Origin of the sequence: Paucibacter sp. B51, from assembly GCF_027863535.1 — a bacterium.
GTDB lineage: Bacteria > Pseudomonadota > Gammaproteobacteria > Burkholderiales > Burkholderiaceae_C > Paucibacter_A > Paucibacter_A aquatilis.
Map to the genome: position 1 here is coordinate 2,124,889 of NZ_JAPIVN010000001.1, position 26,227 is coordinate 2,151,115.

Below are 26,227 nucleotides of genomic sequence, written 5' to 3' on the forward strand. Positions count from 1 at the left end.
GTGCGCAAGTGCGGCGCCCTCGCCCAAGGTCATGGCCGCTGGGCATGGCGGACTCTTTTCCAGAGCCGACCCAGTTCTGTGCTTGAATTTGGCCCGGCGCGAGGAACGCCGACCTTCGGCCAGAACAAGACCCCATCCCTTCCATGAGCGCACTCCCATCCACCGACATCACCCCCGGCCTGCTGGTCCTGCACGGCAACCGCGCCGAGCTGCTGGGCGATGCGGTGTTCGAGTGGCTGCGCCGCAGCCCCTTGCGCCCGCTGGAAGAAGAAGTGCTGCTGGTGCAGAGCAATGGCGTGGCCGAGTGGCTGAAGATGCAGCTGGCCAGCCAACGCGGCATCTGCGCCGCCACTCGGGTGGAGCTGCCCGCCCGCTTCATGTGGCGCAGCTACCGCCAGCTGCTGGGCCGCGAGACGGTGCCGCCGCAGTCGCCGCTGGACAAGCTGCCGCTGACCTGGCGCCTGATGCGCTTGTTGCCCGAACTGATGGAATCAGCGGCATCCGACCCGCAAGCGGCCGAGGTTTATGCGCCCCTGGCCGATTTTCTGCAGCGCGGTGGCCTGGACCGCCGCTTGCAGCTGGCCCAGCGCCTGGCTGACCTGTACGACCAGTACCAGATCTACCGCAGCGACTGGTTGGACGCTTGGGGCCTCGGCCACGATGTGCTGCCCGCCCAGCTGGCCCCGGCCGGTGAACAGCTGGACCTGCGCCAGGCCCCGCCGCTGGCGCCCGATCAACGCTGGCAGGCCTGGCTCTGGCGCGCCTTGCTGCAGCCGCTCTCGGCGGCCGAGCGGGCCGGCACGCGGCCGGTGCTGCACCAGCGCTTCATGCAGGCGCTGCAAGACGAGGGCCAGCCGCCGCGTGGCCTGCCACGCCGCCTGGTGCTGTTCGGCATGACCCATGTGCCGCAGCAGACCCTGCAAGCCCTGGCCGCGCTGGCCCGCCATTGCCAGGTCATCCTGGCCCTTCCCAACCCCTGCCGCTACCACTGGGCCGACATCATCGACGGCCGCGAGCTGCTGCGCCAACAGCTGCGCGAGCAGCGCCGCCGCCAGCCCCTGCGCCAGGGCCGCGATCTGGCCGAGCTGCCGCTGGAGGAGATGCATGCCCACGCCCACCCCTTGCTGGCCGCCTGGGGCCGCCAGGGCCGCGACTTCGTGCGCGCGCTCGATGCCTTTGATGATGCGGCGCAGACCCAGGCCCGCTTTCCCGCGGCCAAGATCGACCTCTTCGATGAAGCTGCCGCTGAAGGCGAGGGCGGCAGCCTGCTGCAGCAGGTGCAGGCCCGCATCCGTGACCTGGTGCCCCTGGCCGAGCATGCCGGCTACGGCCGCAGCGCACCCGAGCCAGCCTTGCTGCAAGACCGCTCCATCGTCTTCCACATCGCCCATGGCGCCCAGCGCGAGGTCGAGATCCTGCACGACCAGCTCTTGAGCCTGCTGGCCGCGCCGCCACCGCCGGGCCTGCCAAAGCTGCAGCCGCGCGACATCGTCGTCATGCTGCCCGATGTTGAAGGCTTTGCGCCGGCCATCCGGTCCGTCTTCGGCCAGTACGCGCGCAGCGATGCGCGCCACATTCCTTTCGACATTGCCGACTTGAGCGAGCGCGGCAACAACCCGCTGATGGTGGCGCTGGAGTGGCTGCTGCGCCTGCCGCAGGCGCGCTGCACCGCCAGCGAGCTGCGTGATCTGCTCGATGTGCCGGGCCTGGCCCTGCGCTTCGGTCTGGAGCCGGCCGATCTGCCGCGCCTGGCGCAGTGGATCAGCGGCGCCGGCATCCGCTGGGGCCTGAACGCCGAGCAGCGTGCCAGCCTGGGCCTGGCGGCCTGTGGCGAGCAGAACAGCTGGGCCTTCGGCCTGCGCCGCATGCTGCTGGGCTTTGCCAGCGGCCAGGGCGAGGCCTTCCAGGGCATCGAGCCCTACGGCGAGATCGGCGGGCTGGAGGCACATCTGGCCGGTTCGCTCGCCGATCTGCTCGGCGCCTTGCTGGACTGGCAGGCGCAGAGCGCCAGCCTGGCCACGCCGGCCGAATGGGCAGCACGCGGCCGGGCCTTGCTGGAGACTTTCTTCGATGCCAGCGACGAGCGCGAACGCCTGAGCCTGGCGGCGCTGAACGCCGGCCTCTCGGCCTGGCTGGAGGCCTGCGAGGCGGCTGGTTTTGTGGAGCAGCCGGTGGACTTGGCCGTGGCCCGCGAAGCCTGGCTGGACGGGGTGGACGAGCCGGGCCTGAACAAGCGCTTCCGCGCCGGTGGCGTCACCTTCTGCACCTTGATGCCCATGCGCGCCGTGCCCTTCGAGGTGGTCTGCCTGCTCGGCATGAACGATGGCGACTACCCGCGCCGCAGCACGCGCAGCGATTTCGATTTGATGGGCCTGCCCGGCCAGCTGCGCCCGGGTGACCGTTCGCGCCGGCTGGACGACCGCCAGCTGCTGCTGGAGGCCTTGCTCTCGGCGCGGCGCCAGCTCTACATCAGCTGGAGCGGCCGCAGCGCGCGCGACAACAGCGAGCAGCCGCCCTCGGTGCTGGTCTCGCAGCTGCTCGACTATCTGGCCGCCGGCTGGGGTCAGGGCTTGCCCGAGGCGCTCAGCACCGAGCACCCGCTGCAGCCCTTCAGCCGCCGCTATTTCGAGCAGCCGGCCGATCCGCGCCGCTTCACGCATGCCCGCGAGTGGCGCGATGCGCATCTGCAAGCCGAGCCGGTGAGCGGCGAGCCCGTGGGCATGGGCGCAGCGGCCGAGGAGGAGCAAGCGCCGCTCAAGCTCGCCACCCTGGTCGCCTTTCTGCGCAACCCGGTGCGCGAGTTCTTCCGCCGCCGGCTCAATGTTCACTTCGAGGACGCGGAAGACGAGGCCGGCGAGGACGCCGAGGCCTTTGCGCTCGATGGCTTGCAGGACCACAGCCTGCTGGCCGGTCTGCTGGACCAGGTGCTCAATGCCCAGGAGCAGCGCCTGCAAAGCGCTGCGCCGCCACTCAATCAGGGTGATCTGGCCGCGCTGATCCGCCTGCAGGCCGCCCGCCTGCAGCGCGCCGGCCGCCTGCCCATGGCCGAGCTGGGCCGGCGTGAGGAGCAACGCCTGGCCGAGGAACTCTTGCCCATGCTCGACCGCTGGCTGCGCCTGCAGGCCGACTACCCCGATGCCGCGCCCAAGGCCCCGCTGCGCTTGGGCCCGCTGGACGATTGGCTCGACGGGCTGCAGCAGGCCGGCGAAGGCCTGTTTGCCGAGCGTGTCTGGCTGCAGCTGTTGCCCAGCCGCCTGTGTGGCAAGGCCGCCGCCAAAGGCAAGCCGCCGGCGCTGCGCATGGAGCGCCTGATCGCCCCCTGGGTGCGCATGCTGGCGGCCAGCAGCTGCGGTTTCGACACCGTGCCCGGCGTGCTGGTCGGGCGTGATGCCTGGCTGCAGCTGCAGCCGCTGGACCAGGAGGAGGCGCAGCCCCTGCTGGCCGACCTGATCGCGCTGTGGCAGCAAGGCATGCAAGAGCCGCTGCCGCTGGCGCCCAAGACCGCGCTGGCTTTTCTCGATGCCGAAAAAGGCAAGCCGGCCGAGGTCTTCGAAGGCGGCGGCTTTGCCACGGCGGGGCGCCAGGCCATGCCGGGCGAGGGCGAGGAGATGAGCCTCACCCGCGTCTACCCGAGCTATGCCGCGCTCAGCGCCGACGGCCGCTTTGCCGATCTGGCCCAGCGCCTCTTCGGCCCGCTGCGCGCCTGGGCCGAGCAAGGCGTGGTGATGCAGCTGCATGACGCCGTGCAGGGCGATGTGTCGAACCTGGAGGCCCAGCCATGAGCGCCAGCGAGAACACCCCGGGCATTCCCCTCGACCCCCTGAGCTTCCCGCTCTGGGGCAGCCGCCTGATCGAGGCCAGCGCCGGCACCGGCAAGACCTGGACGATTGCGGCCCTCTACCTGCGCCTGGTGCTGGGCCATGGCGGCGAGGAGGCGGCGTTTGAGCGGCCGCTGCAGCCGGCCGAAATTCTGGTGATGACCTTCACCCGCGCGGCCACGCGCGAGCTGTCCGACCGCATCCGCGCGCGCTTGCTGGAAGCGGCGCGCGTGTTCCGCGGCGAGTTGGCCGCCCCCGACGGGCTGCTGCAAGCCCTGCTCGAGGACTACCCCGAAGGCCCCGGCCGCCGCGCTGCCGCCTGGCGCCTGGCCGCCGCGGCCGAGGGCATGGACGAAGCGGCCGTGCACACCATCGACGCCTGGTGCCAGCGCATGCTGCGCGAGCATGCCTTCGACAGCGGCTGCCTGTTCGACGAAGAGCTGGTGGCCAACGAGCGCCTGCTGCTGGACGGCGCCACCCAGGACTACTGGCGCCAACAGGTCTATCCGCTGGCCGGCGAACAGCTCGATGCCGTGTTCGAGGTCTGGCCCGGCGTGGCCGCGCTGGGTGCCGATGCCCAAGCCTTGATGGCTCAGGAGCTGGACCAGGCGAGCGAGGGCGCGGGCTTTGAGCAGGAACTGCCGGGCTCGTTGGGCGCGCTGATCGAGGCGCTGCAGGCCCGGCGGCGCGAAGCCTTGGCCTTGTTGAAAGCGGGCTGGGCCGAGCGCGCCGAGGCCATGCGGCTGTGGATCGATGCGCAGCTGGCGCCCAAGCAATGCGCGTTTGACAAGCGCAAGCTGGCGACGCGGCATTACACCGCCTGGCTGAAAACCCTGGCCGCTTGGGCGCTCGACCCGGAGCAGGAGGCGCTGGAACTCAGCGATTCGGCCCTCAAGCGCTTGCCGCTTCGCGGCATGAAAGAAGCACTCAAGCCCGATGCTGCCGAGCCCGACTGGCCGCCCGAGTTCGCCGCCTTCGAAGCGCTGCTCGCCGGCCTGGCCGCCTTGCCCTCGGCCAGCGCGCCGCTGCGCTTGCATGCGGCCCTGCACATCCGCGAGCGCCTGGCCGAGCTCAAGCGCCAGGACGGCAGCTTCGGTTTTGCCGACATGCTGCAGCGCCTGGACGAGGCCCTCGATGAAGCGCGGCATGGCGAGCACGCGCGCCGCCTGCGCGAGCGCATGCGGGCCCAGTACCCGGTGGCCTTGATTGATGAGTTCCAGGACACCTCGCCGCTGCAGACCCGCATCTTCGATCGGCTCTACCGCATCGCCGACAACGCGCGCGACAGCACGCTCTTGCTGATCGGTGACCCCAAGCAATCGATCTACGGTTTCCGTGGCGCCGATATCTACAGTTATCTGTACGTGCGCCGCCAGACTGAAGGGCGCCACTACCTGCTGGGCACCAACCACCGCTCGACGCAAGCCCTGGTTCAGGCCGTCAACACCGTGTTCGCGCGCGCTGAGACCTTTGACGCCGGCGCCTTCTTGCTGGGCAGCGCGGGGCAGGCCAGCCCCTTGCCCTTCCAGCCGGTGGCAGCCCGCGGGCGGGGCGAGGTGTTCGTCTGCAGCCGCGGTGCCGTGCCCGCACTGCAGCTGTGGCTGGATCTCGATTTGCAAGACGGGCGCGCCAGCCAGCAGCGCTTTGGTGAGGTGTGCGCCGAGACCATCGTCGGCCTGCTCAACGATGAGAAAGCCGGTTTCTTGAATGAAACCCAGGGCAGCTTCCAGCGCCTGCGTCCGGCCGACATCGCCGTGCTGGTGCGCAATGCCCGCGAGGCCACGGCCGTGCGCGAGGCCATGCGGCGCCGTGGCCTGGCCTCGGTCTACCTGTCGGACAAGGATTCGGTCTTCGCCAGCGATGAGGCCCGCGACCTGCTGGCCTGGCTGCGCGCCGTGGCCTCGCCGCTCGATGCTCGCCTGGTGCGCGCCGCCCTGGCCAGCCCCACCCTGGGCCTGAGCCTGGCCGAGCTGGCGGAACTGGCCCGCGACGACGAAGCCTTTGATCTGCGCAGCGAGCAGCTCAAGGCCTTGCACAGCGTCTGGCAGCAGCAAGGCGTCTTGAGCATGTTGCGCCAGACCCTGCACCGCTTGCAGCTGCCCAGCCGCTGGCTGGCCGCAGGCCTGACGCTGCAGGTCAGCGGTGAGCGCCGCTTGACCAATGTGCTGCACCTGGCCGAGCTCTTGCAGTCGGCCAGCAGCCAGCTGGACGGCGAGCAGGCCCTGATCCGCTGGCTGGCGGCCCAGATCGCCGAGCCCGGCAGCACCGGCGGCGAGGAGCAGATCGTGCGCCTGGAGAGCGATGCCGATCTGGTCAAGGTGGTGACGGTGCACAAATCCAAGGGCCTGGAGTACCCGCTGGTCTTCCTGCCCTTTGCCGCCAGCTTCCGCGCCATGGACAAGCGCCGCGCGCGCTACGTCAAGCTGGAGCAGCAGCTGCATCTGGAGCCTGACGCGGAGCAGATCGCCGCCGCCGATCTGGAGCGTCAGCGCGAGGACCTGCGCCTGTTCTATGTGGCCTTGACTCGCGCCCGCCATGCCCTGTGGCTGGGCGTCTCGGCCCTGAAGGTGGGGCAGAGCGAAGACTGCCAGGTGCACCGCAGTGCCCTGGGCTATGTGCTTGGTGGCGGCACGCCGCAGACGCCGCACGAGCTCTGGACCTCGGCCGAGGATCTGGCCGCAGGCGACCCGGCGGGCATTCACTTGAACCGCCTGATCTACCGCCCGGACTGGCCCTGCAGCGCCTTGCAAGCGCGCGAGTCGGCGCCGCCGTTGCGCGAAGCCGAGGTGTACGAGGCCCAGTTCGAGCGCCGCTGGACGGTCAGCAGCTTCTCGGCCCTGGTGCGCGCGCTGAGCAGCGCCAAAGCGCCGGCCCTGGATGCCGGCCGCCTGATCAGCGACGCTGCCGCGCGCGACGACGAAGACCGCCTGGCCGACCCCGAGGCTGCGGCCCTGGCGGCGCAGGCGCCCGCTGAAACCCAAACCTCAAGCAGCGTCAGCGTGCTGCCCGCCTGGCACCGCTTCCCGCGCGGCGCCTTTGCTGGCAACTTCTTGCACGACCAACTGGAGTGGTTGGCCGGTGAGGGCTTTGCCCTGGCCGAGTCTCCGGCCCTGCAAGCCCAGCTGCGAGCGCGCTGCGAGCGCCAGGGTTGGGGCAACTGGTCGGATGAGGTCTTGAGCTGGCTGAGCCTCCTGCTGCAAACGCCGCTGCCGCCGCTGAGCGAGGGCGCTTCGCTGGCGCGCCTGGACGCGCTGCTGCCGGAAATGGAGTTCTGGTTCCCCAGCAGCGGGCTGAGCTCGCAGTCCATCGACGCGCTCTGCCGGCAGCATCTGCTCGGCGGCCGTCCGCGCCCGGCCCTGCCCGAGCGGGCGCTGCAGGGCTTGATGATGGGCTTTGCCGACCTGGTGTTCGAGCAGGGCGGGCGTTTCTGGGTGCTGGACTACAAGTCCAATGCCCTGGGTGAGCGCGATGCCGATTACGACCATGAGGCCCTCGAGGCCGCCATGGCCGAACACCGTTATGACGTGCAGGCCGCCCTCTACCTGCTGGCCCTGCACCGCCTGCTGCGCCAGCGCCTGGGCGAGCATTACGAGCCGGCCCAGCACCTGGGCGGCGCGCTCTACCTCTTCATGCGCGGCATGGACGGGCCCGAGGCCGGCTGCCTGTGGGTGCGGCCGCCGCTGGCGCTGTTGGAGGGGCTGGAGGCCTTGATCGACACGCAGCACCAGGAAGAAGAAAAAGAAGAAGAGGTATGACCATGGACCCGATCACGCCCTCCGCGCTGCAGCAGGAGTTGAAAGCCTGGGTGCAGCACAAGTGGTTGCGCCGCCTGGACGCGGCCCTGGCTGGCTTCATGCACGAGCTGGACCCGCAGGCCGATGCGGCCGTGCTGCTGGCCGTGGCCTTGCTCAGCCATCTGGAGGGGCGCGGTCATGCCTGCCTGCCCCTGGCGCAGCTCTGCGAGGACGCGCCCGATCTGCTGGGCTGGGGGGCCGAGCCGGCGCAGCGGCTGGCTGAGCTGGATCTCCCGAGAACCCCGGTCGAGTGGACGCAGCGTTTGGTGGCCAGCCCCCTGGTCTGGCAGCCCGGCGCGCCCGACAGCCACAGCCCGCTGGTGCTGCAAGGCCAGCGCCTTTATCTGCGCCGTTACTGGCAGTACGAGCAGCGTGTGGCCAGCCAGGTGCTGGCGCGCGTATCGGCGACCGAGCGGCTCGACACGGCGGCGTTGCGCGCCTGGCTGGGCCGTTTGTTCCCCACACCGGCCGCGGGCCTGGACTGGCAGCAGCTGGCCTGCGCCGTGGCCTTGCGCAGCCGCCTGGCCGTCATTACCGGCGGCCCGGGCACGGGCAAGACCTACACGGCCGCGCGCCTGCTCGCTCTGCTGTTTGCGGTGCACCCGCAGCGGCGGACCCTGCGCGTGGCCCTGGCCGCGCCCACGGGCAAGGCGGCGGCGCGGCTCAAGCAGTCCATCGAGTCGGCGCTGCAAGGCCTGGCCGAGGCGCTGGCGCCGGACTTTGATCTGCGCGAGCTGGCCTCGCACATCGGCCCGGCGCGCACCTTGCATGCCTTGCTGGGCGCGCGGCCGGACACGCGCGCCTTCCGCGCCGATGCGGCCCATCCGCTGGAGCTGGATGTGCTGATCGTGGACGAGGCGTCCATGGTCCATCTGGAAATGATGGCGGCCTTGCTGGAAGCCCTGCCGCCCGGTGCGCGCTTGATCCTCTTGGGCGACAAGGACCAGCTCGCCTCGGTGGAGGCCGGCGCGGTGCTGGGGGATCTCTGCCGCGAGGCCGAGCGTGGCGGCTACAGCGCGGCCACCGCGGCTTTTGCGCAGGCGGCCACGGGTCAGGTCTTGCCGGCCGAGTACTTGCAGGCCGAGCAACCTCAAGCCCTGGCCCAGGCCACGGTGATGCTGCGCGAAAGCCGGCGTTTTGGTGGGCCGATCGGCCAGCTTGCCCTGGCGGTCAACCGCGGCGATGTGGCGGCGGCTCAAGGCTTGATGGCGCAAGCAGAAGATCAGGCTTTGCTGCAGCTGCCCGAGCCCGAGCCGTCTGATGTCTTGCGCCTGGCCCTGCAGGGGCGGCCCGGTGCGCCGGGGGGTTATGCCTCGTATTTGCAGGTCTTGCGCCAGCGCCCGCCGGCGGAAGCCGGCCTGCTGGCCTTTGAGGACTGGGCGCGGCGGGTGCTGGGCGAGTTCGAGCGCTTTCGTCTGCTTTGCGCCGTGCGCGCTGGCACCTGGGGCACCGAGGGGATCAATCTGGCGGTGGAGCGGGCCCTGGCCGAGGCGGGCCTGCTCAGCCGGCGCGGCGAGTGGTACGAGGGCCGGCCCCTCATGGTCACGCGCAACGACCCCAGCGTCGGTGTGTTCAACGGCGACATCGGCATCGCGCTCAAGCCGCACAAGCTGCTCGATGCCCAGGGCCTGATTCCCCTGCGCGCCTACTTCCTCGACGGCCCGCAGCTGCGCTCGGTGGGCGTGAGCCGGCTCAACGATGTGGAGACGGCGTTTGCGATGACAGTGCACAAATCCCAGGGCTCGGAGTTCGAGCACACGGTGCTGGTGCTGCCCGAGCAAGGCGGCAGCCATCTGAGCCGCGAGCTGGTCTACACCGGCATCACCCGCGCCCGAAAGTTCTTCACCCTGGTCAGCCCCCAGGCCCAGACCTTCCACCAGGCCTTGCGCCAGCGCACCCGGCGGGCCAGTGGCCTGCTGGACTTGCTGGCTGTTTGAGTCTTCCGCACTGAAATTTTTCACGCCTGCAGCCCATGCCCAGATTCCTGCACACCGCCGATTGGCAGATCGGCCGCTTGTTCAGCAGCTTCGATCCCGAGGATGCCTTGCCCCTGGCCGAGGCGCGCCTCACTGCCGTGGAGCGCCTGGCTGCTTTGGCCTGCACGAACGAGGTCGATGCGGTGCTGGTGGCCGGCGATGTGTTCGATGCGCAGACGGTGTCGGAGCGCACGATACGCCGCATGTTCAATGCCATGGCGGGCTTCAGCGGGCCTTGGGTGCTGATCTCGGGCAACCACGATGCGGCCCTGGCTGAAAGCGTGTGGACGCGTGCCCGGCGCCTGGGCGCGGTGCCGGCCCATGTGCATCTGGCCCTACGGCCCGAGCCCTTGCTGCTGGAAGCCTGCCGCACGGCCATCCTGCCGGCACCGCTGAGCCAACGCCACACTTACGGGGACAGCACGGCCTGGTTCGACGCGGCCGAAACACCGGCGGGCTGGCTGCGCCTGGGCCTGGCCCATGGCAGCGTGCAAGGCATCCTGGCCGAGTCCATGGTCGACGCGACCAACCCGATCGCGCCGGACCGCGCAGCGCGTGCGCGCCTGGACTACCTGGCCCTGGGCGACTGGCATGGCGGCAAGCGCATCGAGGCTCGCTGCTGGTACAGCGGCACGCCCGAGCCGGATCGATTCAAGGCCAATGACTCGGGCCAGGCCCTGCTGGTGGAGATCGACGCGCCCGGTGCGGAGCCGCGCGTCCAGGCGCTGCGCACGGCGCAGTTCGATTGGCTGGAGTTGTCCGCCAGCCTGCGCGTGGCCAGCGATCTGGACGGCTTGCTGCAGCGCCTGCAAGGCCTGCCGGCCCACACCGTGCTGAGCTTGCAGCTCGAAGGCCAGCTGGCGCTGGACCTGCATCAGCGCTTGAACGCCGCACTGGCCGTCTTGCGCGGGCGCCTGCGCCACCTGAGCGTGGAGGCCTCGGCCCTGAGTCTGGCGCCAACCGACGAGGACATCGCCGCCCTGCAGGCCGATGGCTATCTGGCCGAGGTGATTGCGGAGCTGCGCGAACTGGGAGCGGCCGGACCGGCACCGAGCTCGGAGGAGCCAGGCGAGGCCGAGATCGCCCGCGAGGCCCTGGCCTTGCTGACTGCCACTCTGGCTCAACGCCGCGCGGAGCTGTCGGCATGAGCGCGCCTCTGCAACTGAGCCGCCTGCGCGTCGAGCAGCTGCGGCAGTTCCGGCAAGGATTCGAGCTGGCGAACCTGCAGCCCGGCCTCAATATTTTTTGCGGCCCGAACGAGGCGGGCAAGAGCAGCCTGGTGCGCGCCATCCGTGCCGCTTTTTTTGAGCGGCACCGCTCATCGGCCGTGGGCGATCTGCTGCCCTGGGGCGACAGCAGTGCCGCGCCCAGCGTGGAGCTGGACTTTGCTTTTGACGGCCACCAGTACCGTCTGGCCAAGAGCTTCGGCAAACGGCCGCGCTGCGACTTGCGCATCGATGCGCGCAGCCTGGAGGGCGCGGAGGCCGAAGACCATCTGGCCCAGCTTTTCGGCTACGGCTTTGCCAGCCGCGGCGCCAGCAAGATCGAGCATTGGGGCATACCGGGCCTGCTCTGGGTGGAGCAGGGCACGGGCCAGGAACTGCGCGAGGCGGCCCAGCATGCCCGCGAACACTTGCACGGCGCCCTGCAAAGCCAGGCCGAGCGCTTGGGGCAGGGCGTGGCCGCCCAGGTGGCGGCCAGCGGCGGCGATGCGCTGCTGATCGAGCTGCGCGCCCAGCGCGGCGAGCTGCTCACGGCCACCGGCAAGCCTCGCGCCGAGCTGGAGCAGGCCGCCCAGCGGGTGCAGGCTTTGCAACAATCGCTGCAGGATCTGGACCTGCAGATCGCCCGTTACCGCGAGGATGTGGACCGCTTGGCCCAGCTGCGCAGCCAGCACCAGCGCGATGAGCAAGAGCGGCCTTGGGAGCAGCTGCAGCAGCAGTTGCTTCAAGCCCAGCAGGCGCAAACGGCCCTGCAGCAGAGCGAACAGCAGCTGGGCGAGGCCCGCCAGCGCATGAACCAGTTGCAGAATCAGCAGCAACTGCTGCAGCGCCAGCTGCAGGCTTTTGCCGAACAGGAGCGTGCTGCCACACAGCGCGAGCAGGCCTTGGCGCAGGCCAGCGAACAGCTGCAGCGCGCGCAGGCTGGCCTGGCCCCGGCGCGCGATCAGTTCAAGCACAGCAGCGCCCAGGTGCGCCAGGCCCAGGCCCAGTTGCAACAGTCCCGCCAGGCCGAAGCCGCGCGCCAGACCCGACAGCAGCTGGAGGCCGCGCAGCATCAGCAAGCCCGCATGACCGAGGCCTTGCAACATGCCGAGGCGGCCCAGCAGCGCGTGGCTGCGCTGCGTGCGCCGCAGGCGCAGCAGCGGCCGCTCACCAAGGCTGACCTGGATACCTTGCGCAAGCTGGATCAGCGTCTGCTCGAGCTGAGCTTGCAGCGCCAGGCTTTGGCCACCCGGCTGGAGTTCAAGCTGGATGCGGGCCAGCAGCTGCGTTTGCGCCAGGAGGGGCAGGCCGAGGCGGAATCACTCGCGGGCCAGGGTCAGGTCTTGCTGGCTGCGCCTGGGGTGCTCGATCTGCCGGGTCTGGGGCGCTTGCGCATCACGCCAGGCGGCCAGGATCTGGACGGCCTGGAGGCTCGCTGGAGCGAGGCGCGAGCGGAACATGCCGCAGCGATGGAGCGTTTGGGCGTGCAGGACCTGGCCGAGGCGGAGAGTCGGTTTGCTGCCCAGCAGGAAGCCTTGGCCCAGCTCAAGCTGGTCGAGCAGGCTCTGGCCTTGAGCGCGCCCCAGGGCCTGGCGCGGCTGCAGCAGGAGCAGGCCGATCTGCAGGCCCGGCTCTTGGCCTTGCACGATGCGCTGGCGCAGCAGGCCGCCGGTGAAGCGGCCACTGCGCTCAGTGTGGCTGAGGCTGAATCTGCGCTCGATGCGACCCAGCGCGTGGAAGAAGCGGCCCGCCAGCAGCTCGGCCGCCTGGAACAACAGCACAGCGCGATGGAGGCCCAGCAGCTGCAAGCGCAGCGCGAGCTGGAGCTGGCCCGAGCTCAGTTGGCCGAGCCCGGTCGATTGGAGCGGCAGCGCGAGCATCAGCGGCAGTGGCTGGCCGGGGAGGCTGAGTTGGCGGCCGTGGCTGCCCGCATCGAAACTTTGCAAGCCAGCCTGGACCGCGCGCGGCCGGACATCGTCCAGCAAGACATCGCGCGCCTGCAGCGCAGCGTTCAACAAATGCAGCAGGCCCATCAGGAGCTTGCGGTGCAGATCCAGCTGATCGAGCAGAGCCTGCAGCAGGCGGGCGCGCAGGGCTTGGACGAGCAGCGCGAGCAAAGCGCCGGGGATCTGGCACGCGCCCAGCGCCGCTGGCATGAGCTGCGGCTGCGCGCTGCTGCACTCGATCTGCTCTGCCGCAAGCTCGACGGCAAACGCCAGGCCAGCCTGGCCCGCCTGCAAGCGCCGCTGCAGCAGCATTTGCAGCGTTATGTGCAACTGCTGTTCCCGGATGCCCGGCTCGATGTGGACGAGGCCTTGACGCCGGGCTTGCTCCAGCGCGGCGTGGAGAGCGGCGATTTCGAAGCACTGAGCTTCGGCGCCCGTGAGCAGCTCGGGCTGATCAGCCGTTTTGCCTATGCCGACCTCTTGCGAGAAGCCGGCCGGCCGACCCTGCTCATCCTCGACGACGCCTTGGTGCACAGCGATGCGCAGCGCCTGGCGCAAATGAAGCGCGTGATCTTCGACGCCGCGCAGCGCCACCAGCTGCTGCTCTTCACCTGCCACCCCGAGGACTGGCGCGATCTTGGCGTCGCCCAGCGCAGCTTGCGTTGATCGCCAGCGGCCCGCGCGTGCAGTCTTGTGCACGCACGGGCACTGCGCGCGGTTGCACGCGCAGGCAGGCAAACAAAAAAGGGATCTGGAAACAAAAAACGCTGCGAATGCAGCGTCGGATGTGTGGGCCAGTGGCCGTGGATTGCGAGGAATCCGATGGACGTCGTCAAAGCGACATGAACAAGAATCAACTGGTCGGGGTGAGAGGATTCGAACCTCCGGCCTCTACGTCCCGAACGTAGCGCTCTACCAGGCTAAGCTACACCCCGATTTGTCTTTTGACTTGTTCTGCCGCTCTGCGCGGGTGCTATTCAAACGAGGTTTAAAAAGACCGCTCAACCGACTGAGCCGCAAATTCTAGCAGAGATTCTTGCCATTTGCTAGCAGGCAGCAAATTCAGGCAATCGCGGGCCAGTTTGGCTTCGGCACGAGCGGCCTCGCGGGTGGCGTCTAACGCACCGGTTGTGCGGACAATTTCCACGATCTCGCTCAGGCGCTCCAGCTCGCCATGCTCGATGGCATGGCGGATGAGCGCGCGCTGCTCGGGCGTGCCGCGTTCCATCGCGATCAGCAAGGGCAGGGTGGTCTTGCCTTCGCGCAGGTCGTCGCCGACGTTCTTGCCCAGGGCCTGGCTGTCGCCTTCGTAGTCCAGCACATCGTCGATCAGCTGGAAAGCGGTACCCAGGGCGCGGCCGTAGCCGGCGCAGGCTTCTTCGACTTCGGGCGAGGCATCGGCCAGCACGGCGCCGAGGCGGGCGCTGGCTTCAAACAGCTTGGCGGTCTTGTAGCGGATCACGCGCAGATAGCTGTCGACCGTGATGTCCGGGTCGTGCATGTTCATCAGCTGCAGCACTTCGCCTTCGGCGATCACATTGGTCGCCTCGGCCAGCACTTCCAGCACGCGCATGCGGTTCACCGACACCATCATCTGGAAGGCGCGCGAGTAGAGGAAGTCCCCCACCAGCACGCTGGCAGCGTTGCCGAACAGGGCGTTGGCGGTCTGTTTGCCACGGCGCAGCGAGGATTCATCGACCACGTCGTCATGCAGCAGCGTGGCGGTGTGGATGAACTCGATCACGGCGGCCAGCTCGAAACGCTCCGGCTTGTCGTAGCCCAGGGCATTGGCGAACAAGAGCACCAGCTTGGGGCGGATGCGTTTGCCGCCGGCGTGAACGATATAGCCCGCGATCTGGTTGATCAGCGCGACGTCAGAGCCAAGCCGGCGGCCGATGACGGCGTCGACTTCGAGCATCTCGGCGTTCAGCGTGGCAAGGGCCTCGCTCAGCACGGGCTTGGGGGAGGGGGACGAAGCAGGCGCAGCGTGCACTCTCGGCTCTCAATTTGGCGAAGCTGCGATTATAGGAACAGCGCTGGCGCCCTTTCGCTTTGCGGTGCAAGTCTTGCTGCGCTGGAGCGATGGAAGGCAGGTCAGAGGTATCGCCAAGGAAACGCTGGGAGCTTGGCGCTTGTGATCTACGCTGCCCCGTGCTACACTCGCGGGCTCTGCGCAGTTCTTGCTGCAGAGCTTAGGCCTGTGCTGTTGCGTGAGAGGTAGGCGTCTTCTGGAGGCCTGCCGAAATCCGCAAGGGGTGCGCAACAAGCGCAGGTGGTTCAATTGAAAGGGCTGATATGTACGCGGTCATAAAAACCGGCGGCAAGCAATACAAAGTTGCGGCTGGCGAAAAGATCAAAGTAGAACAGATTGCTGCGGATGTTGGCCAAGAGATTGTGATCGACCAAATTTTGGCTGTCGGCAACGGCGCTGAACTGAAGGTTGGCACTCCCTTGGTTGCTGGCGCTAGCATCACTGCCACGGTTGTGGCCCACGGTAAGCACGACAAAGTGCGCATCTTCAAGCTGCGTCGTCGTAAGCATTACAAGAAGAGCCAAGGCCATCGCCAGACTTACACCGAGCTGCAAATCAGCGCGGTGAACGGCTGAGCAGCGGTCAAACGCTAACTTCTTCGCCAACAGTTCAAGGAGCTAATCCATGGCACAGAAAAAGGGCGGCGGTTCCACACGGAACGGCCGCGACTCCAAACCCAAGATGCTCGGTGTGAAGGCCTTCGGCGGCCAGACCATCTCTGCAGGTTCCATCATCGTGCGTCAGCGCGGTACCAAGTTCCATCCCGGCACCAATGTCGGTATCGGCAAGGACCACACGCTGTTCGCGCTGGTCGACGGCCAAGTGTCGTTCGCCATCAAGGGTGAGAACAGCCGTCAGACGGTGTTCGTGACTCCGGTCTGATCGTTTCCGAACGAGCACATCGAAGCACAGCGCGGGTGGAGGGCAGCAGCCGGCCACCCGTTGCCCAAAGCCCCGGCTTGCCGGGGCTTTTGCTTTTTGAGGCTGCAATTGCGATGCAGGGTTTTCACCCGCATTGCCTTACCATCGCCTCAAAAGGCACGGAGCAAGCGACAAGCTTATGAAGTTCATAGACGAAGCCACCATCGATATCGTGGCCGGCAATGGTGGCGCCGGCTGTGCGAGTTTCCGCCGCGAAAAGTTCATTCCTTTCGGCGGCCCGGACGGTGGTGATGGTGGGCGCGGCGGCAGCATCTATGCCGTGGCAGACAGCAACCTCAACACCCTGATTGATTACCGCTACGCACGCCGCCACGAGGCGCGCAATGGTGAAGCCGGCCGTGGCTCCGATTGCTACGGTGCTGCGTCCGAGGACGTGATCCTGCGCATGCCGGTCGGCACCATCGTGCGCGATCTGGAAACCGACACCGTCATTGCCGAGCTACTCGAGCCCGGTGAAAAGATCTTGCTGGCCAAGGGTGGCGACGGTGGCTTCGGCAATCTGCATTTCAAGACCAGCACCAACCGCGCCCCGCGTCAGAAGACGCCTGGTTGGCCCGGCGAGGCCAAGAAGGTCAAGCTGGAGTTGCGTGTGCTGGCTGATGTGGGTCTGCTCGGTCAGCCCAATGCCGGCAAGTCGACGCTGATCACGGCCGTCTCGAACGCGCGCCCCAAGATTGCCGACTATCCCTTCACCACCTTGCACCCGAATCTGGGCGTGGTGCGCGTCGGCCCGGAAAAGAGTTTCGTGGTCGCCGACATTCCCGGTCTGATCGAAGGTGCGGCCGAGGGCGCCGGCCTGGGTCATCAATTCCTGCGTCACTTGCAGCGCACGCGTCTGCTGCTGCATGTGGTGGATCTGGCTCCGTTCGACCCCGCGGTCGATCCGGTGGCGGAGGCCAAGGCCATCGTCAACGAACTAAAGAAGTACGACCAGGAACTGCACGACAAGCCGCGCTGGTTGGTGCTGAACAAGCTGGACATGGTGCCCGAGGACGAGCGCGCCAAGCGCGTCAAGGATTTCATCAAGCGCTACAAGTGGAAGGGCCCGGTCTTCGAGATTTCGGCCCTGACGCGCGAGGGCTGCCAGCCGCTGATCCATGCGATCTACGACCATGTGGCCACGGCGCACAAGGTCCATGTCGAAGCCGACCCGCGCTTCCCCGACGGCAAGCCGGCCGCGGAGCTGGACGAAGCCGCGGAACAAAAGGCATGAGCCGCGCGCTTGCGGGCGCGCGCCGCATCGTCGTCAAAGTTGGCTCTAGTCTGGTGACCAACGAAGGCCGCGGCGTCGATGCCGAGGCCATCGGCAACTGGTGCCGGCAGCTGGCTGCCCTGGCGGCCGAGGGCCGCGAGGTGGTGATGGTGTCCAGCGGCGCCATTGCCGAAGGCATGAAGCGCCTGGGTTGGAGCACGCGACCCAAAGAGCTGCATGAGCTGCAGGCCGCAGCAGCTGTCGGCCAGATGGGCTTGGCCCAGATGTACGAGAGCAAGCTGCGCGAGCATGGCATGGGCAGCGCCCAGGTCCTGTTGACGCATGCCGACCTGGCCGACCGCGAGCGTTATCTCAATGCCCGTTCGACCTTGCTGACTTTGCTGCAGCACCGCGTGCTGCCGGTCATCAACGAGAACGACACCGTCGTCAACGACGAAATCAAGTTCGGCGACAACGACACCCTCGGTGCGCTGGTGGCCAATTTGATCGAGGCGGATGCCCTGGTCATCCTGACCGACCAGAAGGGCTTGTACTCGGCCGATCCGCGGCGCGACCCGAATGCGCAGTTCATTGCCGAGGCGGTGGCGGGCACGCCCGAGTTGGAGCAGATGGCCGGCGGTGCCGGTTCGTCGCTGGGTCGCGGCGGCATGATCACCAAGATCCTGGCCGCCAAACGTGCGGCCGGCAGTGGTGCCAACACCGTGATCGCCTGGGGCCGCGAGCCCGATGTCTTGCTGCGCCTGGCCGCCGGCGAGGCCATCGGCACGGCTTTGCTGGCCAGCCTGCCCAAGCTGACGGCGCGCAAGCAGTGGATGGTGGATCACCTGCAGCTGCGCGGCGCGGTCTCGGTGGATGCTGGTGCCGTTCTCAAGCTGCAGGCCGAAGGCAAGAGCCTGCTGCCCATCGGCGTGATGGAGGTGCAGGGTGAGTTCCATCGCGGCGATGTCATCGCCGTGCGCGACCCGGAAGGGCGCGAACTGGCGCGCGGCCTGAGCAACTACTCCAGCGCCGAAGCCCGCCTGATCGCCCGCAAGCCCTCGGCCGAGATCGGCCGTGTGCTCGGCTACGCGGCCGAGCCGGAGCTGATCCATCGCGACAACCTGGTGCTTCGCTGATTCGACTGCGTCGAGTTGACGCTTCAAAAGAAAAGCCTGCGGCGACCGAATGGTCGGGCAGGCTTTTTTTAGGCTAGCGTTTGCATGGCGCCGCTCGATCTTGCGAGCGACCGGGCGCCGTGGGCTCAGTCCGGCTGGGCTTCCTGGCCTTGCGTGTCCGCAGAAGGGTGGGGGCCGGCCGGCGAAGCCGAGGTGGGCGCCGCGCGCGTGCGCGAGTCCGCGCCGCCGGGGCGCTCCTCGGCATGACCCTCGCCCGTCGGGCCTTCCTGGCGGCCATGCTGCGGGCGCATGCCCGAGCGCAGGTAGCGGTTGTGGTGGTTGATGCGCGGCAGGTAGCGGGCCAGTTCGGTCAGTGCGTTCTCGTAAACCCCGCGCTTGAACTCGATCACGGCATCCAGCGGCACCCAGTATTCGTTCCAGCGCCAGGCGTCGAACTCCGGGTGGTTGGTGGCACGCAGATTCATGTCGGAATCGCGGCCGAGCAGCTGCAGCAGGAACCAGATTTGTTTCTGACCGCGGTAGTGCCCGCGCGCATCGCGCCGGATGAAGTGATCGGGCACCTCATAGCGCAGCCAGTCGCGTGTGCGCGCAATGATGCGCACATGCTCGGGAACGAGCCCCACTTCCTCGTGGAGCTCACGGTACATCGCCTGCTCAGGCGTTTCGCCATAATTGATGCCCCCTTGCGGGAACTGCCAGGAATGGGTGCGAATGCGCTTGCCCCAGAACACTTCATTCCTGTGGTTGAGCAGGATGATGCCGACGTTGGGGCGGAACCCTTCACGGTCGAGCATAATCAACCTCGAATCTATAGTTGGTTTGATTATTGCATTGCGGTGCCGCCTTGGCATCACTGTCTAACCCGCAAGCCAGCTGCGAGTCGACCCGCGCGGTCCGCGCGCGTTTCCATCCACTTTTGAATCCGGTTTGGCCCTTGTGGCCCAGCCCCGCCGCCGCCATGAAAGCCAGTCAGTTTTTCGTCTCCACCCTCAAGGAAGCACCGGCCGACGCCGAGGTTGTCAGCCACAAGCTGATGATGCGCGCCGGCATGATCAAGCGTCTGGGCGCCGGCATTTACAACTACATGCCCATGGGCTTGCGGGTGATCCGCAAGGTCGAGGCCATCATCCGCGAGGAAATGGTGCGCGCCGGCGCGGTGGAACTGCTGATGCCGGTGGTGCAGCCGGCCGAGCTCTGGCAGGAAACCGGCCGCTTCGACAAGATGGGCCCTGAGCTGATGCGCGTGAAAGACCGCCACGGCCGCGACTTCATCATCCAGCCGACGTCCGAAGAGGTGATGACCGACATCGCCCGCCAGGAACTGCGCAGCTACAAGCAGCTGCCCAAGAACTTCTTCCACATCCAGACCAAGTTCCGCGACGAGCGCCGCCCGCGCTTCGGCATCATGCGCGGCCGTGAGTTCACCATGAAGGACGCCTACTCCTTCGACCGTGATGTGGCCACTGCCACCGTCAGCTACCAGAACATGTACGCGGCCTACCAGCGCATCTTCGAGCGCTTCGGCCTGCAGTTCCGTGCCGTGGCGGCCGACACCGGCGCCATCGGCGGCGAGGCCTCGCATGAGTTCCAGGTCATCGCCGACACCGGCGAAGACGCCATCGTCTACTGCCCGAGCAGCGAGTACGCCGCCAATATCGAGCTGGCCGAAGCCCTGCCGCTGCTGGCCGAGCGCGCCGCCGCCAGCCAGGCCTTGAGCAAGACAGCGACCCCGGGCAAGAGCACCTGCGAAGACGTGGCTGCTCTGCTGGGCCTGCCGCTGACGCAAACGGTCAAGTCCATCGTGCTGGCGGCTGACGAGCTGAATGAGCACGGCGAGGTCGTCAAGACCACCGTCTGGCTGCTGCTGCTGCGCGGCGATCATGAGATGAACGAGGTCAAGGTCGGCAAGCTGCCGGGCCTGAAGGCCGGTTTCCGCTTCGCCACCGTCAGCGAGATCGAGGCCCATTTCGGCAGCAAACCGGGCTATCTGGGCCCGATCCAGCTGCTCAAGCCGGTCAAGGTGGTGGCTGATCGCACGGTCGCGCTGATGAGCGATTTCGTCTGCGGTGCCAACGAGGCCGATTTCCACTACACCGGCGCCAACTGGGGTCGTGATTTGCCCGAGCCGGACCTGGTGGCCGACATCCGCAATGTGGTGGCCGGTGACCCCTCGCCGGACGGCCAGGGCGTGCTCGCCATCCAGCGCGGCATTGAGGTCGGCCATGTCTTCCTGCTCGGCACCAAGTACTCGGCCGATATGAAGGCCACCTACCTGGACGAAAACGGCAAGCCGCAGCTGATGGTGATGGGCTGCTACGGCATCGGTGTGACCCGCATCCTTGGTGCTGCCATCGAGCAGAACCATGACGATCGCGGCATCATCTGGCCCGAGTCCATCGCTCCCTTCCGCGTGGTGGTCTGCCCCATCGGCATGGACCGCAGCGAAGAGGTCAAGGCCGCCGCTCACAAGCTGCACGAGGACCTGCTGGCCCTGGGCGTGGACGTGCTGCTGGACGACCGCGGCGAGCGCCCGGGTGCCATGTTCGCCGATTGGGAGCTGGTCGGCGTGCCGCACCGCGTGGTGATCTCGGACCGCGGTCTCAAGGAAGGCCTGGTCGAGTACCAGGGCCGCCGTGACGCCGAGGCCCGCAAGCTGAGCCTGGCCGAGGTGCTGGACTTGCTCACGCCCAAGACGGCGTGACCCTCGCGGCGCTGCCTGCCGCGCCGCCTCCGGGCGTGCCGACGGGCATTCAGGTGCCGCAGCGCCACGCGCCCCTCGATGGCTTGCGGGCGCTGGCCCTGCTGCCGGTGATTGCCGTCAACTGGATCGGTTATGCGGCGCTGCCGGACGGTGGCCCCCTGGCGGCACCGAAGCCGGCAGACTCCCTGGTCGCTCAGGCCGTGCTGGCGTTGGTGGCTACCTTGCTGGCCGGCAAGGGGCTGGCCCTGCTGAGCTTTCTGTTCGGTTACAGCCAGGCAGTTTCCTTTCGTGAGCGGGGTCGGCATGCTGCTTCGTGCGCGGAGCCGGATGGGCATCGCAGCCGGCGCATGCGCCGGCTCTTGTGGATCGGCCTGGCTCATGGCCTGCTCGTGTATTCCGGCGACATCCTGACGGCCTATGCCCTGTGCGGCGTGCTGATGCTGCGTGGGCCCACGATGCGCTTGCGCCAGCTGCGCCGGCGCATCTGGGTGTGGGCCGGTGTTGCGGCGCTGCTCCTGATGCCCAGCCTATTCTGGCTCGTGTTCGACCACAGTTCGTTTGCGCCCGAGGCCCCGCGCTCGCTGGCTGCGCCCGCCTCATGGGCAGACTGGTGGGCGCTCAACGCGGGCCATTACCTGCTGATGCAGCTGGGTTTCGTGCTGCAGGGTCTGCCCTTGTTCGTGGCCTGGATGCTGGCAGGGCTGATGGCGGGCCGCCTGCAGCTCTTCACCCATGCGCGCTGGCGCCCCTTGCTCAAGCGCTGGGCCGAGCGTTGGCTCCTGCCCGGCTTGCTGTTCAATGCGATTTTTGGCTGGGCTTGGTCTCAGGCTTTGTGTGATCAGAACCATCAGCTGGATGCGATCTACGGCCTGCTGTCCCTGTTTGTCGCTGTGCTCATGCCGATTGGCCTGGTGCCTTGGCTGCTGCTGCATGGCCAGCGCTGGCTGATCGTGCTAGCACCGGCTGGGCGCCACACCTTGAGCCTGTATTTGGGCAGCTCGCTGCTGAGCCTGGCATGCTTCAGCGGCGTGGGCTTGGCGCTGCCCTGGGGCACGCTGGCGCTGGTGGCGGCGAGCTTGCTGTACTGGGCGGGCTGGATCATGCTGGCCCGGCGCCTGGGGCCGCGCCGGCGCTTGCCTCTGGAAGCCTGGCTGGCCTCAGCTTGATTTCAACTTCTTTCTTGCCTTGAACTTGCACGCCATGAACTCCCCCGGCACACCGCTCGCGCCCGGCCGACGCAGCCTGCTGCTGGCCGCCGCCGCCTTGCTGTGCCTGCCTCGCTCGGCCCAGGCGGGCGCCCAGGTGGAAGAGCCCTTGGCCGATGCCGTGCGCACGGCCCTGGCGGCTTCGGTCGCCAACAGTGCCCCCCCGCGCCCGCGTTTCGATCAGATCGACGAACGCCTGGCCTATCTGCGCTGGCTGGGCGCGATGAGCGAGAAGCTCAAGAAGCGCAAGAGCGAGGCGCAGATCCGCATCGAATTTCTGGAGACGCTCTGGTACGAGTCCAAACGGGCCGGCCTGGAGCCCAGCCTGGTGCTGGGCCTGGTGCAGGTGGAAAGCGGGTTTCGCAAGTACGCGATCAGCATTGCCGGCGCGCGCGGCTATATGCAGGTGATGCCTTTCTGGGCCAAGCTGATCGGTGATGGGCAAGCCTCACGGCTGTTTCATATGCAAACCAATCTGCGTTTTGGCTGCGTGATCCTGCGCCACTACCTCGACCGGGAGCAGGGCGATCTCTACCTCGCCTTGGGCCGCTACAACGGTAGCCGTGGCCGGCCCGAGTATCCGCGCGCGGTGTTCGCCGCACGCAAGCAGTGGCTGATGCCGGGTGAGGTCTGAGCCGCTGACGGCGCTCTGCTCAGGGGTCGCGGCTCAGGGCTTGAGGCCGGCCCAGCGCTTGGGTTCGGCGCCGGCGACGCCGGCCAGTTCCAGCACCCGTTCTGCGCTTTCGTTGACCAGTTCCTCGATGCTTTGCGGGTGGTTGTAGAAAGCCGGCAGCGGCGGAAAGACGATGGCACCCATCTCGGTGGCAGCCACCATATTGCGCAGATGGGCCAGGTTGAAAGGCGTTTCGCGCACCATCAAAATCAGGCGGCGTCGCTCTTTCAGCGTGACATCGGCCGCCCGGGTCAGCAGGTTGTCGCCGAAGCCGTGGGCCACCGAGGCCAGCGTCTTCATCGAGCAGGGTGCGATCACCATGGCCGCCGTGGCAAAGCTGCCGCTGGCCACGCAGGCGCCGACATCGCCGGGCGCATGGGCGTAAGACGCCTCAGCCTCCAGCGCCTTGCGATCCAGGCCCAACTCATGGTGGGCATTGAGCACGCCCGAGGGCGTGACGATCAGATGCGTTTCCAGGCCCAGCTCGCGGCCGCGCCGCAGCAGGCGCAGCGCGTAGGCAGCGCCAGTGGCGCCGGTGATGCCGACGACCAGTCGTTGTGTCATGAGAGGAAGGGCAGGCGCAGAAGCGGGGCGCGTGCTTACTCAGCGCCCAGCAGGGCTTGCAGCTCGCCGGCTTCGTACATCTCCATCATGATGTCCGAGCCGCCGACGAATTCGCCCTTGATGTAGAGCTGCGGGATGGTGGGCCAGTTGGCGTATTCCTTGATGCCCTGGCGCACGCCTTCGTCTTCCAGCACATTGAAGGTCTTCAGATCGCTGGCGCCGCAGGCCTTGAGGATCTGGATGGCGCGGCCGGAGAAGCCGCACATGGGGAACTGGGCCGTGCCCTTCATGAACAGCACCACGCGGTTGTTCTTGACCAGATCGTCGATGCGCTGTTGAACGTCGTTCATTGTCTTCTTGCCCCAAAGTGAAAAACTGGGGCAATTATCGGCCAGGCCGTCGAAGGCCGACTCAATAGCTGTAGGACAGCCCGAGCTGCAGTACGGGTTTGAGGCGCAAATCACGCAGCAGGTCTTCGGCGCCGCTGTTGCGGCTCGCCCCCAAACGCAAGCCCCCCAGCGACAGGGAGCTGACCAGACCCAGGTCCGCGCTGAAGCCCCAGCCGCCGCGCAAGGACTGGCCGCTGTAGCCGATGCCCAAGTAAGACAGCGACGCACCGGCATCTCCCATGCCGGCCTCGGGCACCATCATGCTAAGGCTGCGCTGACCTACGGCCAGACGTTGCCGGAAATCGCGGTTCAATGCCAAGCCGGCGCTGCTCAAGGACGCGCTGGGCGCGCCCATCAACATGCCGCCAGTGGCGCGCAGGCCGCCGCTGAAGCCACCCAGGCCCGAGCCGGTCAGGTAGTAGTCGCCCAGCAGATTGGCGCTCAGCAAACGGGCGCCACGGCCTTCCAGGCTGCTCAGCTGCACCCGAGCCTGCCAGGGGCTGGTCTCCAGCTGCAAGCCATTGCCATCCAGCGCCAGAGCGGGGTTGGTCGCGCCGGCCAAGGCGTAAGCCAGGCCCAGCTGAAGGGCAAGGATCGGGCGCATGATGCGGGCGTGGAACATGGCGGTCTCCCAGAGCGGTTGGGGTTTGGAACCCATGCTACTGCTTGCCGCGGACAAGCGACATGTCAAATTGCCAGCAATAACCCGGCAAATGAAACTTTGTGTGGTGTGAATCAGCCAGGCCAGCGACCACCGCTGACGCGCGGCTGGCCGCCCAGGTCGCGACGCAGGCTGACTTCGACAAAACCGCGGCATTCCAGCGCCAGGGCCACCGGCTCGGCCTGGTCGTAGCCATGCTCCAGCAGCAGCCAGCCGCCTGGGCTCAGGTGGGCCGGTGCACCTTCGATCAAGGCCATCAGGTCGCTCAGGCCGTCGCCGCCCGGGGTGAGGGCGCTCAGCGGCTCGTGGCGCAGGGCGGGCAGATGCGGGTCCTGGCCGGCGATATAGGGCGGGTTGCTGACGATCAGCTCGAAGCTGCGGTCGCGCAGTGGGTTCCACCAGCTGCCTTGCAAAAACTCCACCGCCAAGCCCAGACACGCGGCATTGCCGCGCGCCACCTCAAGCGCCCCGGCGCTCAGGTCCACGGCGCTCAGCTCGGCCGCCGGATGGCCGGCCTTGATCGCCAGGGCAATGGCGCCGCTGCCGGTACCCAGGTCCACCACGCGCGGCGCGGCGCCCAGGCCGGGCAGCAATTCAAGTGCCCAGTCGACCAGGGTCTCGGTGTCGGCGCGCGGGATCAAGGTGTCGCGGCTGAGGCGCAGACGCAGGCCGTGGAATTCTTTTTCGCCCAGCACATAGGCCAGGGGCAGGCCCTCGGCCATCTGCTGCATCTCACTCGCCAGCTGGGCGGCCAGGGCGGGGCTCAGGGCCTCGTCGTCGTGGCTGATCAGCCAGGCGCGGCTTTGCTGCAGGCGCTCGGCCAGCAAGGTCTGGGCATCACCCCGCTCCAGGTCCAACTGGCGCGCCAGGGCCAGGGCGGTTTTGACGTCGGTGGGCGGGTTCAGGCTCATGCCCGGCCCTCCTCCAGCAGGGCCAGCTGTTCGGCCGCCTGGGCCGCTTGCAGGCCGGCGGCCACATCGTCGAGGTCGCCGTCCATGATGGCGCCGAGCTTGTACAGCGTCAGATTGATGCGGTGGTCGGTCAGTCGGCCTTGTGGGAAGTTGTAGGTGCGGATGCGGTCGCTGCGGTCGCCGCTGCCGATCAGGCCCTTGCGTGTGGCAGCTTCCTTGGCAGCGCGTTCGTTCTTGTCCTTGTCGCGCAGGCGGGCGGCCAGCACGGCCATGGCCTTGGCCTTGTTGCGATGTTGGCTGCGGTCATCCTGGCATTCGGCCACCAGGCCGGTGGGCAGGTGGGTGATGCGGATGGCCGAGTCGGTCTTGTTGACATGCTGGCCGCCGGCGCCGCTGGCGCGGAAGGTGTCGATGCGCAGCTCGGCCGGGTTCAGCGTCACTTCCTCGGCCTCGTCGGGCTCGGGCATCACGGCCACGGTGCAGGCGCTGGTGTGGATGCGGCCCTGCGATTCGGTCGCCGGCACGCGCTGAACGCGGTGGCCGCCCGATTCGAACTTGAGCCGGCCGTAGACCCGCTCGCCTTCGATGCGCACCACCAGCTCCTTGTAGCCGCCCAGGTCGGACTCGCTGGCCGAGAGGATCTCGCTGCGCCAGCCCTGGCGCTCGGCATAGCGCAGGTACATGCGGGCCAGATCGCCAGCGAACAGGGCCGATTCATCCCCGCCGGTGCCAGCGCGTATTTCCAGAAAAGCCGGGCGCTCGTCATCGGGGTCGCGTGGCAGCAGGGCCAGCTGCAGCGATTCATGCAGTCGCGTGATGTCGGCCTCGGCGGCGGTGATCTCCTCGCGCGCCATCTCGGCCATCTCGGGGTCTTGCAGTAGGCTGCGGGCCTCGGTCAGGTCGGCCTCGCGCTGCAGGTATTGGCGGTACTGGCCGACCAGCTCGGCGGCCTCGGCCTGCTCCTTGGTCAGGGCGCGGTAACGCTTCATGTCGGCGGCCAGGGAGCCGTCGGCCAAGAGCGAGTCGAGCTCGCTGAGGCGGAAGGCAAGGCGGTCGAACTGCTGGCGCAGGGAGTCTTTCAT

Annotated in this window: 19 protein-coding genes and 1 tRNA gene; 12 read left to right on the top strand and 8 right to left on the bottom strand. The window is 67.8% G+C overall.

The window, feature by feature from the left end:
- Window positions 1-143: 143 nt before the first annotated feature.
- From recC to OOB33_RS09085, 5 genes are read left to right on the top strand one after another with little or no spacing between them, the layout of a single operon-like run.
- The gene (gene recC, locus OOB33_RS09065; RefSeq protein WP_271008434.1) at window positions 144-3,782 is read left to right on the top strand and encodes an exodeoxyribonuclease V subunit gamma; all 3,639 of its coding nucleotides are present in this window, start codon (window positions 144-146) and stop codon (window positions 3,780-3,782) included.
- Window positions 3,779-7,573: an exodeoxyribonuclease V subunit beta gene (recB, locus tag OOB33_RS09070; RefSeq protein ID WP_271008435.1), complete on the top strand. Its 3,795-nt coding sequence runs from the start codon at window positions 3,779-3,781 to the stop codon at window positions 7,571-7,573. The genes recC and recB overlap by 4 nt, the downstream gene beginning before the upstream one ends.
- Window positions 7,574-7,575: 2 nt before the next feature.
- Window positions 7,576-9,549: an exodeoxyribonuclease V subunit alpha gene (gene recD, locus OOB33_RS09075; protein WP_271008436.1), complete on the top strand. Its 1,974-nt coding sequence runs from the start codon at window positions 7,576-7,578 to the stop codon at window positions 9,547-9,549.
- A gap of 35 nt (window positions 9,550-9,584) precedes the next feature.
- Window positions 9,585-10,736: a metallophosphoesterase family protein gene (locus OOB33_RS09080; RefSeq protein ID WP_271008437.1), complete on the top strand. Its 1,152-nt coding sequence runs from the start codon at window positions 9,585-9,587 to the stop codon at window positions 10,734-10,736.
- The gene (locus OOB33_RS09085) at window positions 10,733-13,405 is read left to right on the top strand and encodes an AAA family ATPase (protein WP_271008438.1); all 2,673 of its coding nucleotides are present in this window, start codon (window positions 10,733-10,735) and stop codon (window positions 13,403-13,405) included. Before OOB33_RS09080 ends, OOB33_RS09085 begins: the two co-directional genes overlap by 4 nt.
- A gap of 192 nt (window positions 13,406-13,597) precedes the next feature.
- On the opposite strand, the gene OOB33_RS09090 is transcribed toward OOB33_RS09085, so the two are convergent.
- Together OOB33_RS09090 and ispB are read right to left on the bottom strand one after the other, a co-directional pair.
- Window positions 13,598-13,674 (bottom strand) — tRNA-Pro (locus OOB33_RS09090).
- A 53-nt stretch (window positions 13,675-13,727) separates the two neighbouring features.
- Window positions 13,728-14,657, bottom strand: a complete 930-nt coding sequence (ispB, locus tag OOB33_RS09095) for an octaprenyl diphosphate synthase (RefSeq protein WP_271010032.1) — start codon at window positions 14,655-14,657, stop codon at window positions 13,728-13,730.
- Between the two features lie 377 nt (window positions 14,658-15,034).
- Between ispB and rplU the strand changes: the two genes are divergently transcribed.
- From rplU to proB, 4 genes are all read left to right on the top strand, one after another.
- Entirely contained in the window at window positions 15,035-15,346 is a 312-nt protein-coding gene (gene rplU / locus OOB33_RS09100; RefSeq protein ID WP_102767905.1) for a 50S ribosomal protein L21, read from the top strand.
- Window positions 15,347-15,395: 49 nt separating this feature from the next.
- Window positions 15,396-15,653 (top strand): 50S ribosomal protein L27, encoded by a 258-nt coding sequence (rpmA, locus tag OOB33_RS09105; protein WP_102767904.1) that lies wholly within the window; start codon window positions 15,396-15,398, stop codon window positions 15,651-15,653.
- A gap of 178 nt (window positions 15,654-15,831) precedes the next feature.
- Complete coding sequence (gene obgE, locus OOB33_RS09110) at window positions 15,832-16,926, top strand: GTPase ObgE (protein ID WP_102767903.1); 1,095 nt, start codon at window positions 15,832-15,834, stop codon at window positions 16,924-16,926.
- Window positions 16,923-18,041 (top strand): glutamate 5-kinase, encoded by a 1,119-nt coding sequence (gene proB, locus OOB33_RS09115; protein ID WP_102767902.1) that lies wholly within the window; start codon window positions 16,923-16,925, stop codon window positions 18,039-18,041. The genes obgE and proB overlap by 4 nt, the downstream gene beginning before the upstream one ends.
- 125 nt (window positions 18,042-18,166) lie before the next feature.
- Here the strand turns inward: proB and OOB33_RS09120 are convergent, their stop codons facing one another.
- On the bottom strand, window positions 18,167-18,835 hold the full coding sequence (locus tag OOB33_RS09120) for an RNA pyrophosphohydrolase (protein ID WP_102767901.1): 669 nt from the start codon (window positions 18,833-18,835) through the stop codon (window positions 18,167-18,169).
- 164 nt (window positions 18,836-18,999) lie between these two features.
- Between OOB33_RS09120 and OOB33_RS09125 the strand changes: the two genes are divergently transcribed.
- Genes OOB33_RS09125 through OOB33_RS09135 form a run of 3 tightly spaced genes read left to right on the top strand, consistent with a single transcriptional unit; the run spans window position 19,000 to window position 22,581 of the window.
- Window positions 19,000-20,742: a proline--tRNA ligase gene (locus OOB33_RS09125; protein ID WP_271008439.1), complete on the top strand. Its 1,743-nt coding sequence runs from the start codon at window positions 19,000-19,002 to the stop codon at window positions 20,740-20,742.
- A gap of 35 nt (window positions 20,743-20,777) precedes the next feature.
- A complete protein-coding gene (locus OOB33_RS09130) occupies window positions 20,778-21,908 on the top strand; it encodes a DUF418 domain-containing protein (protein ID WP_271008440.1) in 1,131 nt (376 codons plus the stop codon).
- 34 nt (window positions 21,909-21,942) lie between these two features.
- Window positions 21,943-22,581: a lytic transglycosylase domain-containing protein gene (locus OOB33_RS09135; RefSeq protein WP_271008441.1), complete on the top strand. Its 639-nt coding sequence runs from the start codon at window positions 21,943-21,945 to the stop codon at window positions 22,579-22,581.
- Window positions 22,582-22,614: 33 nt separating this feature from the next.
- Here the strand turns inward: OOB33_RS09135 and OOB33_RS09140 are convergent, their stop codons facing one another.
- The 5 genes from OOB33_RS09140 to prfA all read right to left on the bottom strand — a co-directional run bounded on the left by OOB33_RS09140 (window position 22,615) and on the right by prfA (window position 26,227).
- Window positions 22,615-23,184, bottom strand: coding sequence for a UbiX family flavin prenyltransferase (locus OOB33_RS09140; protein ID WP_271008442.1), 570 nt, complete (start codon window positions 23,182-23,184; stop codon window positions 22,615-22,617).
- A gap of 35 nt (window positions 23,185-23,219) precedes the next feature.
- The gene (gene grxD / locus OOB33_RS09145) at window positions 23,220-23,534 is read right to left on the bottom strand and encodes a Grx4 family monothiol glutaredoxin (protein ID WP_102767897.1); all 315 of its coding nucleotides are present in this window, start codon (window positions 23,532-23,534) and stop codon (window positions 23,220-23,222) included.
- Window positions 23,535-23,595: 61 nt separating this feature from the next.
- Window positions 23,596-24,195 carry a hypothetical protein gene (locus tag OOB33_RS09150; RefSeq protein ID WP_133155173.1) on the bottom strand — a complete coding sequence of 200 codons (600 nt, stop codon included), beginning with the start codon at window positions 24,193-24,195 and terminating at the stop codon, window positions 23,596-23,598.
- Window positions 24,196-24,308: 113 nt separating this feature from the next.
- Complete coding sequence (gene prmC, locus OOB33_RS09155; RefSeq protein WP_102767895.1) at window positions 24,309-25,145, bottom strand: peptide chain release factor N(5)-glutamine methyltransferase; 837 nt, start codon at window positions 25,143-25,145, stop codon at window positions 24,309-24,311.
- Window positions 25,142-26,227: a peptide chain release factor 1 gene (gene prfA, locus OOB33_RS09160; RefSeq protein WP_102767894.1), complete on the bottom strand. Its 1,086-nt coding sequence runs from the start codon at window positions 26,225-26,227 to the stop codon at window positions 25,142-25,144. The genes prmC and prfA overlap by 4 nt, the downstream gene beginning before the upstream one ends.